This window comes from Brevundimonas sp. (genome assembly GCF_035626535.1).
Classification (GTDB): Bacteria; Pseudomonadota; Alphaproteobacteria; order Caulobacterales; family Caulobacteraceae; genus Brevundimonas.
Map to the genome: position 1 here is coordinate 12,700 of NZ_DASPNO010000047.1, position 18,150 is coordinate 30,849.

General features: G+C 70.5%; 15 protein-coding genes, 1 tRNA gene and 1 pseudogene. 5 read left to right on the forward strand and 12 right to left on the reverse strand.

Annotated elements, in window-relative coordinates; all coding sequences use genetic code 11:
- Positions 1 to 71: 71 nt before the first annotated feature.
- Together hspQ and phhA are read left to right on the forward strand one after the other, a co-directional pair.
- Positions 72 to 386, forward strand: coding sequence for a heat shock protein HspQ (gene hspQ, locus VEC04_RS06820; RefSeq protein WP_324775159.1), 315 nt, complete (start codon positions 72 to 74; stop codon positions 384 to 386).
- Between the two features lie 86 nt (positions 387 to 472).
- The gene (phhA, locus tag VEC04_RS06825; RefSeq protein WP_324775161.1) at positions 473 to 1,348 is read left to right on the forward strand and encodes a phenylalanine 4-monooxygenase; all 876 of its coding nucleotides are present in this window, start codon (positions 473 to 475) and stop codon (positions 1,346 to 1,348) included.
- On the opposite strand, the gene VEC04_RS06830 is transcribed toward phhA, so the two are convergent.
- Genes VEC04_RS06830 through VEC04_RS06860 form a run of 7 tightly spaced genes read right to left on the reverse strand, consistent with a single transcriptional unit; the run spans position 1,349 to position 8,753 of the window.
- Entirely contained in the window at positions 1,349 to 2,641 is a 1,293-nt protein-coding gene (locus tag VEC04_RS06830) for an MFS transporter (RefSeq protein ID WP_324775163.1), read from the reverse strand. It lies immediately after the preceding gene.
- Positions 2,642 to 2,655: 14 nt separating this feature from the next.
- Entirely contained in the window at positions 2,656 to 3,195 is a 540-nt protein-coding gene (locus VEC04_RS06835) for a GNAT family N-acetyltransferase (protein WP_324775165.1), read from the reverse strand.
- 1 nt (position 3,196) lies between these two features.
- Positions 3,197 to 4,531, reverse strand: coding sequence for an N-succinylarginine dihydrolase (gene astB / locus VEC04_RS06840; RefSeq protein WP_414642657.1), 1,335 nt, complete (start codon positions 4,529 to 4,531; stop codon positions 3,197 to 3,199).
- The gene (locus VEC04_RS06845; protein ID WP_324775169.1) at positions 4,531 to 5,058 is read right to left on the reverse strand and encodes an endonuclease domain-containing protein; all 528 of its coding nucleotides are present in this window, start codon (positions 5,056 to 5,058) and stop codon (positions 4,531 to 4,533) included. Before VEC04_RS06845 ends, astB begins: the two co-directional genes overlap by 1 nt.
- On the reverse strand, positions 5,058 to 6,473 hold the full coding sequence (gene astD, locus VEC04_RS06850; protein WP_324775171.1) for a succinylglutamate-semialdehyde dehydrogenase: 1,416 nt from the start codon (positions 6,471 to 6,473) through the stop codon (positions 5,058 to 5,060). Before astD ends, VEC04_RS06845 begins: the two co-directional genes overlap by 1 nt.
- A gap of 17 nt (positions 6,474 to 6,490) precedes the next feature.
- Positions 6,491 to 7,498 (reverse strand): arginine N-succinyltransferase, encoded by a 1,008-nt coding sequence (locus VEC04_RS06855; RefSeq protein WP_324775173.1) that lies wholly within the window; start codon positions 7,496 to 7,498, stop codon positions 6,491 to 6,493.
- A 4-nt stretch (positions 7,499 to 7,502) separates the two neighbouring features.
- Entirely contained in the window at positions 7,503 to 8,753 is a 1,251-nt protein-coding gene (locus tag VEC04_RS06860) for a hydrolase (RefSeq protein ID WP_324775175.1), read from the reverse strand.
- Positions 8,754 to 8,864: 111 nt separating this feature from the next.
- Between VEC04_RS06860 and VEC04_RS06865 the strand changes: the two genes are divergently transcribed.
- Complete coding sequence (locus tag VEC04_RS06865) at positions 8,865 to 9,389, forward strand: hypothetical protein (RefSeq protein ID WP_324775177.1); 525 nt, start codon at positions 8,865 to 8,867, stop codon at positions 9,387 to 9,389.
- A gap of 6 nt (positions 9,390 to 9,395) precedes the next feature.
- Here VEC04_RS06865 and VEC04_RS06870 read toward each other — a convergent pair whose 3' ends face one another.
- The 4 genes from VEC04_RS06870 to VEC04_RS06885 form a co-directional block, all read right to left on the reverse strand.
- Positions 9,396 to 13,574 carry a translocation/assembly module TamB domain-containing protein gene (locus VEC04_RS06870; protein ID WP_324775179.1) on the reverse strand — a complete coding sequence of 1,393 codons (4,179 nt, stop codon included), beginning with the start codon at positions 13,572 to 13,574 and terminating at the stop codon, positions 9,396 to 9,398.
- 41 nt (positions 13,575 to 13,615) lie between these two features.
- Positions 13,616 to 15,406 (reverse strand): autotransporter assembly complex family protein, encoded by a 1,791-nt coding sequence (locus VEC04_RS06875; RefSeq protein ID WP_324775181.1) that lies wholly within the window; start codon positions 15,404 to 15,406, stop codon positions 13,616 to 13,618.
- Between the two features lie 112 nt (positions 15,407 to 15,518).
- Entirely contained in the window at positions 15,519 to 15,770 is a 252-nt protein-coding gene (locus VEC04_RS06880) for a hypothetical protein (RefSeq protein ID WP_324775183.1), read from the reverse strand.
- 199 nt (positions 15,771 to 15,969) lie between these two features.
- A complete protein-coding gene (locus tag VEC04_RS06885) occupies positions 15,970 to 17,052 on the reverse strand; it encodes a CaiB/BaiF CoA-transferase family protein (RefSeq protein ID WP_324775185.1) in 1,083 nt (360 codons plus the stop codon).
- A gap of 109 nt (positions 17,053 to 17,161) precedes the next feature.
- Between VEC04_RS06885 and VEC04_RS06890 the strand changes: the two genes are divergently transcribed.
- Positions 17,162 to 17,238, forward strand: a tRNA-Lys gene (locus tag VEC04_RS06890).
- Between the two features lie 151 nt (positions 17,239 to 17,389).
- Entirely contained in the window at positions 17,390 to 17,755 is a 366-nt protein-coding gene (locus VEC04_RS06895; RefSeq protein WP_324775187.1) for a hypothetical protein, read from the forward strand.
- 86 nt (positions 17,756 to 17,841) lie between these two features.
- Here the strand turns inward: VEC04_RS06895 and VEC04_RS06900 are convergent.
- Positions 17,842 to 18,150 (reverse strand): annotated as a pseudogene (locus VEC04_RS06900) (hypothetical protein); the annotation flags it as partial.

The window sequence follows — 18,150 nt, forward strand, 5'->3', positions numbered from 1 at the left end:
AAGGACGGCTGACGCGAAAATGAACGGGCCGGCGGTCATATCGCTCAGGTTGGCTGGCGCATCATGACGCCATGACCCATGAGATCATCGCCAAATTCGGCCTCGGCCAGATCGTCCGCCACCGCGAAGCCGCCTTCCGCGGCGTGGTGATCGACGTCGACCCGGTGTTCGCGGGCAAGGCCGGCGAGACCGGGGAGATTTCGCCCGATCAGCCCTTCTACCAGGTGCTGGCGCTCGGCGTCGGGGGCGGGTTCGTCGCCTATGCACCGGAGGACGCGCTCGAGCACGATCCGGAGCTGACGGCGGTCACCCGCGAGGCCGAGACGCGCTGGTTCACCGTTGACCGCAACGGCCGTCACGCGCCGAAGTCGCACGCCATCCACTGAGGCCGGCACTGACGCTGGCGCGCCTCGCGGTGGGGGCCTAGAAAGGGCGCAGGGACCGCCAGAGTCCGACGAAGCAGGAGCGCCCCATGTCCGATTTCGAGCACGTTTTCGAAGCACCGCCGGAGGGTGCCGCGGCGGACTGGACCATCCCGCAGAACTGGTCGGCCTATACGGCGGTCGAGCATTCGACCTGGGACACCCTCTACGCCCGTCAGATGAAGATCCTGCCCGGCCGGGCGGCCGACGTCTTCCTCAAGGGGCTGACGGCGCTCGATTTGAACACCGGCGGGATTCCCGACTTCGAGACCATGAACCCCAAGCTGCAGGCGCTGACCGGCTGGACCGTGGTCTGCGTGCCGGGCCTGGTGCCGGACGAGGTGTTCTTCGACCACCTGGCCAACCGGCGCTTCCCCTCGGGTCAGTTCATCCGCAAGCCGGACCAGCTGGACTACCTGCAGGAGCCGGACATCTTCCACGACGTGTTCGGCCATGTGCCGATGCTGACCGATCCCGATTTCGCCGCCTATATGGAGGCCTACGGCAAGGGCGGGCAGCGGGCGGCGTCGCTGGGCATGCTGCAGAACCTGGCCCGGCTGTACTGGTACACCGTCGAATTCGGCCTGATGCAGGACACCGACGGCCTCCGCATCTATGGCGCCGGCATCGTCTCGTCGGCCACGGAGAGTGTCTTCGCCCTCGAAGACCCGTCGCCGAACCGGCTGGGCTTCGACCTCGAGCGGGTGATGCGGACGCTGTACCGGATCGACGACTTCCAGCAGGTCTATTTCGTCATCGACAGCATCGATCAGCTGAAGCGCGACACCCTGCAGGACTTCGGCCCGATCTACGACCGGCTGAAGGGCGCCGAGGACATCCCCATCGACGCCATCCTGCCGACCGACCGGGTCTTCACCCGCGGCACCCAGGCCTATGCGGCCAGGGGCGGACGGTTCGCGGCCTGATCAGTCGGGGTGGACGATCAGGCTGTTGCGGCCGGTGTCGCGCATGCGGATGTAGGTCAGCAGCGACACGCCGATCAGGGCGGTCACATACCAGAAGAAGGCGCTCTCCATGCCGTTGTCCTTGAACCACAGGGCGGCGTATTCGGCCGTGCCGCCGAACAGGGCGTTGGCGATCGCATAGGGCAGGGCGACCCCCAGCGCGCGGATGTGGGCCGGGAACAGCTCGGCCTTCACCACGGCGTTGATCGAGGTGTAGCCGCTGACGATGACCAGCGCCGCCATGGCCAGCAGGAAGGCGATGAACGGGCTGTCGACGCCGGACAGGGCGGTCATGATCGGCGCGGTGAACAGCACGCCCGACACGCCGAACGCCACCATCACCGGCCGGCGTCCGATGCGGTCGGAGAGGGCCCCGACGGCCGGCTGGATCAGCATGAAGATCAGCAGGGCGGCGGCGCTGATCTCGGTCGCCGTGGCCTTGCTGAAGCCGGTCGTGTTGACGAGGAATTTCTGCAGGTAGGTGGTGTAGGTGTAGAAGGCAACGGTGCCGCCGGCGGTCAGGCCGATCACCATTAACGCCTCCTTCGGGTGCTTCAGCATCAGCAGCAAGGCGCTGGATTTCGGCGCCTCGCCCATGTCCGTGGCGATGAAGGCCGAGGTCTCGTCCACGCGACGCCTGATCCAGAACACGACGACCGCCAGCGCGGCGCCGACGAAGAAGGGAATGCGCCAGCCCCAGCTCTCCAGCGCGCCCTCGCCGAGGGTGTTCTGCAGCACGATGAGCAGCAGCAGAGCCAGCAGCTGACCGGAGATAAGGGTGACGTATTGGAAGCTGGACCAGAAGCCGCGGTGTTTCGCGGTGGCCATTTCGGACAGGTAGGTGGCCGACGACCCGTATTCGCCGCCGACGCTCAGGCCCTGCAGCATGCGCGCGAGCAGCAGCAAGGCCGGGGCGGCGAGGCCGATCGCAGCGTAGCCGGGGGTGCAGGCGATGATCAGGCTGCCGGCGCACATCAGGCTGACCGACAGGGTCAGCCCGGCCTTGCGGCCCCGCCGGTCGGAATAGACGCCCATGATCCAGGCGCCCACCGGGCGCATCAGGAAGCCGACCGCGAATACAGCGGCGGCCTTGAGCAGTTCGGCCGTGCTGTCGCCACTGGGGAAGAAGACCGGCGCGAAATAGACGGTGAAGGCGGCGTAGGCGAACCAGTCGAACCACTCGACCAGATTGCCGGCCGAGCCGCCGATGATATTGCGCAGACGCCGGGCGGGCGTCATGGCGGCGTCGGTCATTTTTGGATCCCCCCTCAGAGGGTGGCATCATCCAGCCGTTTGCCCATCCTGACCAGCGGCACGGGGGCGCCGCCGCGATCGTCCTCGAAGCGCTCGATCTCCCGATAGCCGGCGGCGCGGTACAGCGGTTCGCCGCCGAGGGTGGCGACCAGTTCGGCGCGGTCGTAGCCGGCGGCGCGGGCGGCGTCCTCGCACAGGCCGAGGATCAGGCGGCCGACGCCCTGGCGCAGGAACTCCGGGGCGGTGTACATGGCGCGGATGCGGGCGGCGTCGACTCCGGGCGTCAGCGGGGAGGGGACCCGGCCCGGCGTGTGGTCGCCGCCGTATTCCGTGATCCGCCCGCTCCAGCCGCCGCAGCCGGCGAGAACGCCGTCCTTCTCGACGATGAAATAGGTGCGGTCGGCGATGATCTGACTGTCGATCCCCATCAGCCTGCGGCTGGCGACGATCTGGTCGGGCGTCAGGAAGTCGGCCAGCGGCCCGGTGATGGCGCGGTCCATCAGCGCGACGAGGGCGGGGATGTCAGCCTCGGTGGCGATGCGGTGGGTGAACATCTCAGACCCGCTGGAATGGATAGAAGCCGCCGCCGAGATCGAGGATGGCGGTCAGTTCGTCGAGCGCGCCGCGGCTCTCGTCCAGCAACGCCGGATCGGCGAGGTCGGCCGGGCTGAGCGTGTCGCGGTACCAGGTCGCGGCCCAGATCGTCAGGCGGGCGTGCAGCTCGTCGGTCATGCGCATGGCCGGGTTCGTCGCCGCCTGTTCGGCCTCGGTCAGCACGACACGGAGGCGCAGGCAGGCCGGGCCGCCGCCGTTGCGCATCGACTGGCGCACGTCGACGTATTCGACCCGCCCGATGGGGCCGTTGGAGGCGGCGAGGCTCTCCGCCACGGCGTGGCTGCGGGCGTTGTCGCGGGTCTCGGTCGGGCAGATCAGGGTCAGGCGGTCCTCGCCCGGGAGGCGCACCAGCATCGAGTTGAACAGATAGCTGGTGATCGCGTCGCTCAGCGGCAGGTCGGCGGCCGGGACCTCGACGAAGACCGGCTCGAATCGGTCGTCGGCGGCGCGGCGGATGGCGTCAAGCGTCCGGGCCGTGTGCTCGAAGGCCAGTTCGTGGAAGAACAGGGTCTGCAACGCGCCGACGCAGACCACGTCGTTGTGGAAGGTGCCTCCGGCGATGGCGGCGGCTGACTGGCGAGCGAGGACGACGCCGGACGCGCCGTGACGGCGAGCGATGGCCTCCGAGGCATCGCGGGTCTGGCGGGCGGGGTATTGCCCCTGCCAGTGCTCCCAGGCCTCGCGGCCCCAGACCAGCAGGTTGACGCCCGGCTCGCCGTGATCGGCGCACAGGCGGACGTGATTGGCCGCGCCCTCGTCCGCGAGGTGGGCGACAGGGGGCAGGGCGTCGTGGACGGCGAACCGAGTGGGATCGGGGAAGAGGGCGTCGAGCGCCCGCTTCGTCTGGGCGTGCTCCAGCGAGCGGTGCAGGTTGGTGACCAGATTGGCGGGCGTGAAATGCACCCGGCCGTCGGCCGCGTCGGCGCTTGGCGTCACCGTCGCGGCGTTGGCGGCCCACATCGGCGATGCCGAACAGGCGGCGGCGGCGAAGGACGGCGCGTCCTTCCACGCCCGCTCGAGAACGGCGGCGTCGGAGCCGGTGAAGCCGAGCGAGCGCAGGAAGGGGATGTTCGGCCGCTCGTGCGGCGGCAGGACGTATTGGGGCAGGCCGAGGTCGGCGAGCCGCTTCATCTTGTCCAGGCCCTGCAGCACCGCGGCGCGGGGGTTCGACGCCTCGCCGGCGTTGAGGCTGGAGGCGAGGTTGCCCGGCGCCAGCCCGGCATAGGAGTGGGTCGGGCCGATCAGGCCATCGGCATTGGCTTCAACGGATTTCATCAAAAGCCCTCCCCTCGAGGGGGAGGGTTGGGAGGGGTGGAGGCAGGCTGTTGGCCAGCTGGCCGCGAGAGGCTCGATCCCGCCTCACGCGCCAGCCCGCCGGACATCGAGCCCTCACCCCATCCCCCGGCCCCTTCCCCCTCGAGGGGAAGGGGAGACGTCTGGCGGATCGCCAGAACGATTTCCGCGACGACGGCGTCCAACTCGTCTGGAATCCGGCGACTGTCGATCCTGAGGACGCGGTAGCCCTGACCGTTCAGCCATTCGTCCCGCTTGATATCACGCAGCGCGACATCGGTTTGGCTGTGAATGCCGCCATCGACTTCGATGACATGTTTGGCCCGAAGGCAGGCGAAATCGACGATATACGGACCGATCGGAGCCTGGCGTCGAATCCGGATCGGGAGGAGCCGCAGCCGTTCCCAAAGCCTGGCTTCCGTCCACGTCGGTTCGGCCCGCAGGCGGCGAGCGCGCTCACGTCCTCCCGGCCTGATTCGCTCCGGCTTCGAGAAGCGATCGAACTCCATCAGCTCAACCCCCTGATCTCGCTCTCTATATTCTTCACCGACTCAGCCTCGAAACTGGCCACCGGATAGGCGCAGTAGTCGGCGGCGTAGGAGGCGGAGGGGCGGTGGTTGCCGCTGGCGCCGAGGCCGCCGAACGGCATGTCGCCGGCGGCGCCGGTGGTCGGGCGGTTGAAATTGACCACGCCCGCGCGGATGCGGCGGATGAAGCGCTGCCAGTGGAACGGATCGTCGCTGATCAGACCGGCGCTGAGGCCGTAACGGGTGGCGTTGGCCTCGGCGATGGCGGCGTCGAACGACGACACCCGGGTCACCGACAGGAAGGGGGCGAACATCTCCTCGTCGGGCACGGAGACGCCGGTGACATCGATGATCGCCGGCGTCACGAAGGCCCCGGGCAGGTTTTCAACCGGGCCCGAGGCGCGGATTACTTTCGCGCCGATGTCGATCCGGTCCTGCAGGGCCCTCAGCGCCGCCTCGGCCGCCTTCTGCGAGATCAGCGGCCCGGCGTAAGGCTCGGGCGACGAATTCCACGGCGCGAAGATCAGGCGATCAACCATTGATTCCACCGCCTCGACGATAGCGTCGCCCCGCGGCCCCTCCGGCACGATCAGGCGGCGGGCGCAGGAGCAGCGCTGGCCCGTGGTGATGAAGGCGGACTGGACCACGATGCCGGCCACGGCCTCGGCGTCGGCGGCGTCCCAGACCACGAGCGGATTGTTGCCGCCCAGCTCGAGGGCGAGGATGACGTGCGGGTCGTCGGCGAACTTCCGCCGGAAGTGAGCGCCCGCCGCGCCGGAACCCGTGAACATCAGGGCGTCGATGCCGCTGTCGAGAAGGGCCGCGCCGGTGTCGCGTGCGCCCTGCACCACATTGACCACGCCGTGCGGCAGGTCGGCGGCCGCGAAGGCCTCGGCCATCAGCTGGCCGGTCAGGGGCGCCTCTTCCGACGGCTTGAAGACGACGGTGTCGCCGGCCAGCAGGGCCGGGACGATATGGCCGTTGGGCAGGTGGCCGGGGAAGTTGAACGGGCCCAGCACCGCTGCGACGCCGTGCGGGCGGTGGCGCAGGGTGGCGTGGCCGAAGGCGGTCTCCGCCGTGCGCTCGCCGGTGCGCTCGTCATAGGCGCGGATCGAGATGTCGACCTTGCCCTGCATGGCGGCCAGCTCGGTCGCCGTCTCCCACAGCGCCTTGCCGGTTTCGCGGCTGATCGCCTCCGCCATCTGCGGCGCGCGCTCCTTGAGAACGGCCTGGTAGCGTTTGAGGGCGTCGATGCGCTCCTGACGCGGGCGGTCGGCCCAGTCGGGGAAGGCCGCGCGGGCGCGGTCGACGGCGGCCTGAACCTCTGCGGGCGAGGCGGCGGCGCCCTCCCAGACGGTTTCGCCGCTGGCGGGATCGATGGATCGGAAGTGGTTCATGGGGTCCAGATGGGGGCTCACGTCTTCACCCGCACGGTGTCGCCGGCGCGGACCTTGAGGGCGTCGGCCGCCTCCCTGGTCAGGGTGACGGCGTCGCCTTCGACCGCCGCCCGCTGACGGACGGCGCGGAAGGCGCGGATGCTGTCGGTCGAGATCAGCGCGGGCAGTTCGGCCTCGACCTCATCGGCGATCCGCACGGTCAGGCGGCGGGCGTCGCGGACGGTGCGGATGTTGTCGCGGTCGCAGCAGACCGTCGGGCCGGCGTCGAAGATGTCGACGAGGCCATTGGGACGGAAGCCCTCGCTTTCCAGCAGCGCCATGGCCGGCACGCCTTGCGGATGGACCTTGCCTATCACCGCCCGCGCCGCCTCGGGCAGGAGCTCGACATAGATTGGGTGGCGCGGCGACAGGTCGAGGATGAACTGCTTGTCGGTCGAACCGGTCATGCGATCGGCGTCGTCGAATTCCATCGGGAAGAATTTGTGCGCCACATGGTCCCAGAACGGGCAGGCGCCGTCGGGGGTGAACACCCCGCGCAGCTCGGCCAGCACCGTCTCCGCGAACAGGTCCGGCTGGGCCCCGATCAGCATGTAGCGCGACTGGCTGAGCAGACGTCCCGCGCCGCCCTTGCGCCGGTCGGCCTTGAGGAACAGCGAGCCGACCTCGGTCCAGCCGGTGCATTCGTTGACCAGCACCAGGGTCTGGTGGTCCAGCCGCACCCCCAGCGAGGGGGACGACTGGGTGTTGTTGACCAGCCGGAACGAGAAGAACGGCCGGTGCAGGCCGACCGCCGCCTTGACCGAGCCAACGCCGTCGACATCGCCGGTCTCCGACTCCTCCAGCATCAGCGTGTACCAGCAGTCCTGCGGCGCCAGCTTGCCGGAAAAGCTGTCGCGGCCGAGCTCGAGCCGTTCCGCCAGCTGATCCGGGTCCTCGGGCAGGCTGGTGAAGCCGGGGCCGCTGAGGATGGCCAGTTCCAGCAGGTGGTCGAGGTCGGCGGGGCCGGCGGGGCGGACGACGAGCATGGGGTTACATCGTCTCCAGACGTAGCGATTTCAGTTTCAGGGCGTCGATCTCGCCCGAGGCGATCTTGCACAGGATCAGTGCGCTGAGCTGGGCCCGTTCGACGAAACTGGCCGGCCAGGCGAACTCCTGGTCTGAATGGATGTCGCCGCCCAGCACGCCGAGGGTGTCGATGTTCGGCAGGCCCGCCGCGTGCAGGTTGTTGCCCTCGCAGACGCCGCCCGACGGCTTCCAGGCGATGGTCTGGTTCAGCAGGGCGCCGGCTTCGCGCACGGCCTCGAACAGGGCGGTCTGGGAGGCGTCCATCGGCTTGGGCGCGCGGGTCATGCCGCCATGCAGGTCCAGCCTCAGCCCCGGGAAGGGGGGGGCGGCCGCGATCTCGCGCACCGCCGCCTCGATCCAGTCGGATGCGGCCTTGTCCGGCACGCGGACATTGAAACGAACCACGGCGTTGTCGGCGACCACGTTCAGCGGCCCGCCGCCGGCGATCTTCGCAACATTGACCGTGACGCCTTCCCGCTGGCCGTTCAGGCCGTGCAGGCGTGCGGCGATGAGGGCCGCGCCGGCTACGGCGTTGGCGCCCTCGTCGAAGGCGCGGCCGGCGTGGGCCGCCTTGCCGGTGACGATCAGATGGTAGTTGCCGCTGCCCTTCCGCGCCCCGGCCAGGGTCCCGTCGGCCAGCGCCGGCTCATAGGTCAGGCCGAGATGGCCGCGCGCGCCGAGTTCGACCAGCAGCGGGGCGGAGGCGGGCGAGCCGATCTCCTCGTCCGGCGACAGCAGCACCGTCCAGCCGACCCGGGCGCGATCCGGATGGGTTTCGAAGGCCTCGAGCGCCGCCAGCATCACCGAGATGCCGCCCTTCATGTCCGCGACGCCCGGTCCGTTCAGGGCCCCGTCCGCCCGGGTCGTGACGCTCTGGAAGGCGCTGTCGGCCGGGAAGACGGTGTCATAGTGGCCGGTCAGGACGACCTGCACCGGCGCATCGGGGCGCTGGCTGATCTTCAGCGCGTCGGCGTGGGCCTCTTCGCGCACCGCGCCGTCGTCTCCGACGCTGGTCGAGCCGGCGGTGGGCGCGCGGGTGACCGCGGCCGACAGGGGCGCGGCGGCGGCCTCCAGCAGATCCAGCATGCGGGCCAGCCCGGCGGCGTTGCGGCTGCCGGAATTGACCCCCGCCCAGTCGACCGTCCGGCCGACGATGGCGCCGCCGCGCGCCGCGACATGGTCGAGCACGGTCTGGTCGTGAGGTAGAATCCGCATGCGGCCGGACCCTAGCCGCACGCACGGCAAAGGTGAAGGCGACGGCGAATGTCCGTTGCGCCGCCGGCCCCGCCTTATAGGGTGGTCGAGCCAACACAGGGAGGAACTGGCATGACTGACATGGTGAGGGCTATGAACCCGACCGCTGCGATAACCAATGCAGCGGAAGCGAAGGCTGCGGCGCGCGCCAGCGCCATTGCGATTTTTCTCGGCGTGATCTGGGGCGTCGTGGGTCTGGTCTGGCTGATGGGGCCGGGCGCCGAGGTTATGGAAGCGGCCATGGCGGAAGCTGCCGCCGCCTCGCCGGATGCCGCGGGCATGACCGGAATGATGTCGAGCATGGCCGTGGGCTTCGCCGGGTTCCTGATCATCTGTCAGCTGATCCTGGGCCTGGTTCAGTGGTTCAAGCCCAATATCGTTATCCCGATCCTTTTCACGGTTCTCGTGGTCTACGGCCTCGGCTCCACCGCGCTGGGTCTGGTGATGGCCGACCAGATGGACCTCGGAGCCGCCGCGGGTCCGACGTGGCAGGTCTACGGCGGACTGGCCGTGATGGTCGTGCAGCTGATCCTGCACATCGCCGGCATCCGCGGGGGCAGCGCGATGAACAAGTTCCGCGACGCCCAGGCCTACTAGGTCCGCCTACCGGTTCGGGCGCCGGTCCTCGCGACCGGCGCCCGGCTGGCGGGACTGGCGGCGCCAGCGGATCGACAGGCTGGCCTCGCCCTGTCCGCCGAATTTCGAGCTGACGGTCAGATTGCGCCGCACCTGCCATTCGACGTTCACGGCCGCGCCGTTCTCGCCGCCGCCGATGATCTCCAGATAGACGTCGTCGGTGATGTAGCGGCCGCCGGCCACCGTCAGGCTGGAGGCCTCGCCGCCGAACGACAGCCGGTCCAGACCCGCCAGTTCGCGCAGATTGCCGATTACGTCGAAACCGCCGCCGCCGGCCAGCGCGCCCACGCTGGCGGCCAGCTGGGCCGCCTCGAAGGCCGAGAGCTGCGAGGCGGAGCGTCCGAACAGCACCTGGGACAGGATCTCGTCCTGCGGCAGGGCGGGAGTCGAGGTCAGGGTGATCTCCGGTCGGGCCGCCGTCCCCGTCGCCCGGATGGTGGCGGTCAGGGCGGGATCGTCGCGCGTCGCGGTCAGGTTCAGCCGGATCTGCTCGGGCCGGGTCGAGAGGGTCACCGTGCCCCGGTCGTCGAAGACGAACCGCTTGCCGGCGAAGTCGTAGTCGCCGCGCACCACGCGGGCCGTGCCGGTGAGGGTCGGTTCGTTGATGGTGCCCGTGACCCGGGCGTTGACGTTCATCTCCACGTTCAGGCCGCGGCCGACCACGAGGACGTCGCCGCCGGGCGACCGGACGGCGATGTCGACGCCGATCTGCAGGCCCCGCGGACGGTTCTGCTCTTCCTCGGGAATGTCGCCGCCCGGCTTGTTGATCTCGACGACGTCCATCTCGACGATGCCTCGCGAGCCTGGCGGATTGGCCTGGATGCGCGCCTCGTCGATATCGATGCGGCCGGTCAGCTGGATCTTGCCGTCTCCGGCGCGGACGACGCTGAGCGGACCCGAGGCCCGGGCCACGGCGATGTCGTTGTCGATGATGCGGAAGCGGGCGAGGGTCAGCTCGACGCTGGAGCCCGAGCCCTCGCGCAGGCCGATGCGGCCGTCTCCGGACACCGTGCCGCCGGAGCCGTCGGTGGCCGTGAAGGTCTCCACCAGCGCCGTGGTGTCGTCGAAACGGCTGGCGAGGGTGACGTCGCGCAGCTGCAGGCCGGTGGCGTTGTCGCGGAACCCGCCCTCGCGCAGGTCCATCCGCCCGTTGATGCGCGGCGCCGCGATGGAGCCGGCGAGGGTGGCGCGGGCGTTGATCTGGCCCGACAGCGACCGGTCGCCGCCGAGGAACAGGTCCCAGACCGGCTGCACTTGGCCCTGGATGTCGATCTCGCCGGACATCGGCCGGGTGCGGACCACGGCCAGACGCAGCGGCGCGGCCGAGGCCTCGACGGGCAGGGTGAGATCGGCGCTGGCCCGGACGGCGCCCTCGTCGGCCACCCGGGCCTGGACCCGGAGCGTGTTGTCGAGCAGCATGGCGTTCAGCGTGCCGTCGATGGCGAGGCCGCGCGGCGCATCGATGCTGCGCACGTCCTCCAGAGTGACGTTCGCCGAACCCGACAGGTCGGCGCCGGCGCCGCGCAGCGAGAGCCGGCCGGTGGCCCGACCGCGCAGGTCGGGGGCGAGGGAGCCCAGTTCGACGCTTGTCAGGTTGGCCTCGATGACGGCGGCGCGGGAATCCTGGCGCAGCTCGCCGGTCAGGACACCGCCGCCGACGCCGAGGTCGACCCGAACCACGCGCCCGTCGCCGGACAGGGCCACGACGGCGGGATTGCGCGTGGTGAAGGCGATCTCGCGCACCCGACCGGAGCCTTCCAGCACCACGGTCTGGGCGGTCGGCTGGCGGGAATAGACACCGGTTCCGTCGAAGCTGACCGGCGTCGGGCCGCCGACGTCGGCCTTCACGGTGAAGGGCAGTCGACCCAGCGTGCCGCGGCCGTTCAGGTTCAGCGTGCGGATCACCCAGGACGATCCCGCCAGCCGGACGTTGCGGCCGGTGACGTTGAGGATGGCGGTCTCATCGCCGGGGCCCTCTGTCAGCCGGATGCGGCCGTCGGCGGTCCCTGACGCCAGGAAGGCGCCGGGCCGGGCGGTGAAGGTCAGGTCGGCGCTCGACGGGAAGCGGTTCGACAGCGCGATCGCCCCGCGCGCGGTCACGCCGCCGGCGTCGAGGTCCACATCGGTCAGGCGGATGCGGTCGCCGCCGAGGAAGAAATTCCCGCTGCCCCGGGCCGGGCCGTAGTTGGAACCCGCGACCACCGAGATCCGACCGTCGGAGGAGTCGGCGCCGCGCCGGAAGCTCAGATCCATGGTCGCGTCGGTGAGGATCAGGGCGCCGGCGCTGACCCGTCCGAAGGCGGCCTTGAGGTCGGCGCTGGGGCGGGCCAGCGTGCCGCCGACCACCCCATTGCCCGTCATGGCGCCGTCGATCTCGACCGGGCCGACGCCGAAGGGGCCGCGCGCGTTCCAGTTCATGGCCAGTCGCAGGCGTCCGTCGCCCTCGACAAAGCCGCGCGCGGCGGCATTGCCGTGCGCGCCGCTCAGCCGCGCCGAGTCGATCACCACCCGTCCGTCGTCCAGCGCGCCGACCAGCTGCAGCCGGGGCGTCCGGCCCAGCAGACGATCCAGCTCTCCGACTCCGAGGGCGAAGTCGCTTCCGCGGCCGTCGAAGGTGACCTGCCACGGCGCTCCGCTGCGCGGCATCGAGGCGGCGATGGTTCCGCCGAAGGCGCCGTCGGCGCCTCGGCGCAGGCGCGACGCGTCGGTGATCTCGGCCCGGCCCCGGAAACCGAGACCGCCCAGCAGGTTGCGTCCCCCCGTGCCGGTGACCTTCAGCGCCTGACCCGTGGCGTCGAGACGTTCGAGCAGGATCGAGCCGTTGGCCAGCCGCGCCGCCTCGAACTGGACCCGCGGCGTCGGGCCCAGCAGGCCGCCGATCATGCCCGCCGTCGAGCCGCCCGCCGCCCGGATATCGCCGTCGATATCGTAGCGGTCGTTGCGCGCCCGGATGTTGACCGGCCCGCGGATGCGCTGCGCCTGATAGCTCGACAGGTCGGCGCCCAGGACGTCGATCGAGCCGTCGAGGCTCCAGCTCCCGGCGTCGCCCCGGAACAGCGCCGACCAGGCCGCGCCTTCGCCGAGCGGTCGGCCCGCGAGGCGGGACAGCGACGGGGTGGAGACGCTGACGCGAATTCCGCGCGGCACGCTGCGGTCGCTGACGCGGATCAGGCCGCTGGCGTTGGAGCTGAGGTTCTCGGCGACGAGCCGCCAGCCGACGCCCTGCAGGCCGTCGTCGTTGCGGTCCGGGGCGGTGGCGAGGGCGAATTTGGCGGTGCGGCCGACCCGGCGGACGAACGGGTCCAGCAGGTCCGATCCCGAGAAGTCGACGAAGCCGGAGATGTTGGTCTGCTCGGGGCCGTAGGTTCCCTTGACGGTCAACGGCGTGAAGTCGCCGGTCCGCACCACCGCGTCGACCACCTCCCCGTTGACGATCGCGGTGGCCAGGAACGGTTGATCCGGCGAATAGCCCAGCGCGCCGGCGATCGGTCCGCCGCGAGCCTCCTGGGCGCGCAGGTTCAGCCGCATGTCGGCGATGTCGTCGCTGATCGCGGCCGTCAGGCGCAGGAAGTCGCCGGGGCGGCTGTCGCTGTCGGCATTGACGACGACCCGCTTGACGCCCGCGCGCGGAACATTCGCCTCGCCCGCCAGCTTCCAGCGGCCGTATTCCTTGCTGAAGCCCTCCAGCAGCTCGACGTCGGCGGAGAAGCGGTCGATGTCGACCGACAGCGGCTGGGGTCCCGGCGGCTCGGTCTGCGGCTCGACCAGGGGGCGGCGGATCAGGCGGACGACGTCGGCCTCGACCTCGGTGGCGTGGAACCGGCGCAGGACCAGCGGCCACCAGTTCCAGTCGACCCGCACCCGGTGAGCCTCGAGCCAGACGCCGTCGGCGTCGGTCACCGTTACCCGGTCGATGGTGAAGTCGTCGAACAGGTCCCCGCGAACGCCCTCGACGTTGATGCGGCCGTAGCGGCCCAGCTTCTTGCCGGCCACGAAACTGGTCACCAGGGCGCGGCCGGAGTCGGACAGCAGATACATCCGTCCGCCGATCGCCGTCACCAGCAGCAGCGCCGCCAGGATGGCCAGGCCCATGCCGCCGAAGAAGGCCAGCGCCTGCAGCCGGGTGCGCTTCTTGCGCGCCTTCACGGCCGGCGTTTCAGGCGCTTCTGATGGCGGGGGCGCGTCGGTCAAAACGCCTGTCCGATGCTGACGTAGACCTGGAAGTCGGCATCGCCCTCGCGCTTGTCGAGCGGGAAGGCGATGTCGGCCCGGATCGGGCCGAACGGCAGCTTGTAGCGCACCCCGAAGCCCGCGCCGTAGCGCATGTTGCTGAAATCGGGAGCCTGGTCGAAGCCGACCGAGCCGGCGTCGACGAAGACCACGCCCTGGAAGTTGCGGAACAGGTCGCGCCGCACCTCGGCCGAGACCTCGAACAGGCTCAGACCGCCGCGCGGCGTATTGTCGGGCAGGCGAGGGGCGACGCCCTGGTATTCGTAGCCGCGCACCGAACCGCCGCCGCCGGAATAGAACAGGCGGTCGGACGGCACCGTCAGCTCTTCGCCGCCGAGGATCGAGCCGAGCCGCACACGCCCGGCCAGAACGGTCTTCGCATTGTCCTGGACCGGCAGGTAGGCGGTGATCTGGGCCTCGGCGCGCACGAACAGGGTCGTGTCCTCGCCGGTCACGGCCGTGGGCTGGATCGAGGTGGTCACCCGCCAGCCGGTGGTCGGGTTCAGCGGATCGTTGGAATAGTCGAGGTAGGCGCTGCCGCGGCCGGTCAGAATGACCAGGTCACGCTCGAAATTGATCGGCAGCTGGGTGACCGGGTCGAAGCGGTTCTCGTCATAGCGGCCGGCGTCCAGACCGAGGCCGTAGCTGAACCACGACGTCTTGCCGATGCGCTGCTGCAGATCCGCGGCGGCGGCGAAGGCGGCCCGGCGGTAGGCATCGGTGTCCTCGTGCAGCAGGGCGGCCGACAGCCTCAATGTCTGACCCGGCTTTCGCCAGTGGGGCAACCGCAAATCGGCGCCGAGCCGGCTGTCGACGTCGGCCGCGCGCGCCTGCCAGACGAGGGTGTCGGCGCGGCCGAACCGGTTGTGCCACGTCCAGATCAGGTCGACGCCGGATCCCTCCGCCGTCGAGAAGGTCGCGCCGGCCTCGAGGATGCGCCGCGGACGGTCGGTCAGGGTCACGACGATCGGCCGGTTGCCGTCCGGGTTGGTCTGCGCGGCCGGGGCGAGGGCCACGCCGACGCCGTCGTAGACCCCTGTCTCCAGCAGCCGGCGCTCCAGTTCGGCCACGTCCTCGGGATCGTAGACCTCGCCTTCGGACCACGGCGCGAGGCCGGCGACCCAGTTGGGATTGGTCGGTCCGCGCGTCTCCAGCCGCACCCCATCGAGGCGCACCAGCGGCCCGGCGACGATGTTGTAGGTCGGGTGCATGGTCAGGGTGGCGTGGTCGACCACCACCCGGCGCGGCTCGGCCCGCGCGTCGGCATGGCCCCGCCGGTTCAGGCCGGCGACGAGCCGTCCTTCGCCCGAGATGACGTCGACGGCCCGGCCGGGGTCTCCCGCCTTCAACCCGATCTCGCCCTCGACCGCCTCGGCCAGAGCCGGCGCCGGCGGCGGCTCCACCCAGTTGACGATCGGATCGGTCAGGGCGAAGCGCGGTCCTGGGATCACCGTGACGATGGCGACGGGCGTCTCCTCGCCCTCGACGACGTCCTCGAGGACGGGTTGGTAGTAGCCTTCGGACCGCAGCAGCGCCTCGGCCGCCTCCAGCGCGCCGCGTGCGCGCCGGCGGGCCTCGAAGCGGTTGGACGGCGGGGCGTCGACCTCGCCGATGGCCCGCTGCAGCTGTTCGCGCAGCTCGGGGTCCATCTCGCCGCGCACCTCGGCCCGGGGATCAGCCGCGGCGGCCGAAGCCAGAAGCGCGAAACCCGCCACGCTGGAAAGAAACAGGGCGGGCCTCGGCTTCAAACTGGAACCTTCGTCAGCGGCTTGTCAGCGGGCGGGCGCCCTGTGGTCGGCGGACGGCGGGCGGGGTCGCATCCGCCGGCGGCGCAATTGGGGCGCCGCCCTGCTGGTCACGTCAGTAGAACAGGGTCTCGCTTTCGGGCCTGACCGATTCTTCGGAGGTGCGCTTTTCGGTCGGCGAGGCGCTGTTGTCGGGCGTGTCGGTGGCGCTGGGCGCGGCGACCGGCGCCTGGACATCCTCGGCGGAGGCCGCGGCGGGTTCCTCCATCGGCGCATCCATCACTTCCGGCTCGGCCGGACGCGAATCCTCGCAGGCGGTCAGGGCGACCGCGCCGGCCATGGCGACAAGGGCGAAAAGGCGTTTCATCTGTCAGCTCCCCGGATCGGCGTTCCAACGCACGGCCGTATTGACTGTTCCATAGCCAAGATCGAGCGTCCGGTCATCACGCGCGGCGCCAATCCTTTTCCAATTCGCGTCAAGGTGGCGGGCTGGAGAGGACTCGATGACAGCGACGTCCACGCCATGGTTTCGCAGCTGCGATTCCAGGAGTCGGCCGTCGACAGCGTCAGCCCCAGCGGGCCAGCGCCTCATCGAGCGACAGCGGCGACGGCTCCGGCGTCAGCCGCCGGCTCTCGCCGTCAAAACGCGGCGCCGGCGCGGGCTGAACGATCTCATCGGCCGCGAAAGTCCCGCGCGCCGCGTTGTGCGGGTGCTCCGGCGCTTCCGCCATGGTCAGCACCGGCGTCACGCAGGCGTCGGTATCGGCGAACCGCGCCGCCCAGTCGTCGCGATCCCGCGTCGCGAACACGCCGGCGAAACGGGCATGCAGCGCGTCCCAGGCGGCCGTGTCGAACTGCGGCGCCTCATCGGCGGGGATCTCGAGCCCCTTGAGCAGGGCGGCGTAGAACTGCGGCTCCAGCGCCCCCACGGCCACGAACCGGCCGTCGCGGCAGGCGTAGCAGCGGTAGAAGGGCGCGCCGCCGTCCAGCAGGTTTGTCCCCCGCGTCTCGCTCCACAGCCCGCGCGAAGCCAGCGCGTGGAACAGGCTGGTCAGCAGGGCCGAGCCGTCGGTCATGGCCGCGTCCACGACCCGGCCGCGCCCCGTGGTCCTCGCTTCCAGCAGGGCGGCCAGCACGCCGGTGACCAGTAGCATGCCTCCGCCGCCGTAGTCTCCGACGACATTCAGCGGCGGCCGCGGCGGCCGGTCCGGCTCCCCCATCATCGACAGCGCCCCCGACAGGGCGATGTAGTTCAGGTCATGGCCGACCTGCCGCGCCATCGGTCCGGTCTGGCCCCAGCCGGTGATGCGGCCGAAGACGAGACGGGTGTTGAGCGCGGCGCAGGTCTCCGGCCCCACACCCAGCCGCTCCATCACCCCGGGCCGGAATCCCTCGATCAGCGCGTCGGCGCCCGCGATCAACCCCTTCACACGCGCCAGATCGGCCGGGTCCTTCAGGTCGACGGCCACCGCGGCCCGGCCCCGGTGCAGCACCTCGCCGCCGACCTCGGAGAACGCCGGGGCCCCGGCCGCGGCGCTGCGGGTCAGGCGCAGCACGTCCGCCCCCAGATCGGCCAGAACCATCCCCGCGAAGGTCACCGGGCCGAGGCCGTCGAACTCGAGGATGCGCAGGCCGGACAGGGGTTTCATGGGATTTGCTTAGCCGTGACCGGCCTAACCGTCGAGGCGACGCTTGACCCCGGCCCCGCTTTGCAACAGAAGGCGCGTCGCGGTCCGCACGCGCGGGCCGCGCCGGTGTGCGTCCTTAGCTCAGTTGGTTAGAGCATCTGACTTTTAATCAGAGGGTCCTCGGTTCGAGCCCGAGAGGACGTACCACCTCCGCCCTTGGTTTTTCAGGGTTTTTATCCTCGTTTCATAGAACATCAGCGGAACAGTGTGACTTCGCGTAAGTCACAAAGGTGACTTTGCTCGCGCCGTTGCTGTCTATGTTCTCTTTCTGTTCTTGCCCGCCTGAGCCCGGGCCGCTATGGCGGCCGTCATGGGAGCCCGCGACCCTGACGCCATCGCGCCGCCACCGCATCCGCTGCAAGCATTGACGCTGGCCGAGATGCACGCTCGGCGATGGCTCGTTATCGCGGCTTGCCCGAATTGCCACGCTAGAACCCATGTCGACCTTGCCGCCCTGCGAAGGCTGCTCGGTGATGACTATGTGCTGTGGGGCCGGACGACGCGGTGCAAGGCCTGGGTGCGTTGGGAGGTCGACCGCCGCTGTCCCGGATCCGTCACCTTCCTGGCGCAGTCCAGCCTGTCGGGCTCCACGGTTCCTCTCAGGATGACGGCGGAAGTCCGTGATGCCGTGAACCTTCGCAGCCAGGCTGATCACCGGCGCTGAGCTGCAGCCGAAAAAAAGGCCCCGGCCGTTGGGGCGACCGGGGCCAGAAGCGGCGCGTTCAGGAGGTTGGGATCAGGACGCGCCGCCTATTTCACCCATTCGATCAGGGCCCAGCCCGGGCCGCCCGCGCCGCCGGCCGCGTTCTGGCCTGCGCCGCCGCCGCCCGCGCCATAAGCCGTCGCGGCGGCCGCTGTCCCGGCCACGGCCGTGGCGCCCCCCACGCCGCCATCGCCATAGAGCGAGCCTCCACCGGCGCCGCCGCCGATGTTGGCGCCGCCCGCTACCCCGGCCGGGTTCAGGAAGGACCGCGCCGATCCGCCACCGCCGCCGCCGGTCCCCGCCCCGGCGCCGCCGCCGGTCCCGGCTTCGGCCACGCCGCTGGTCGCCGGCAAGCC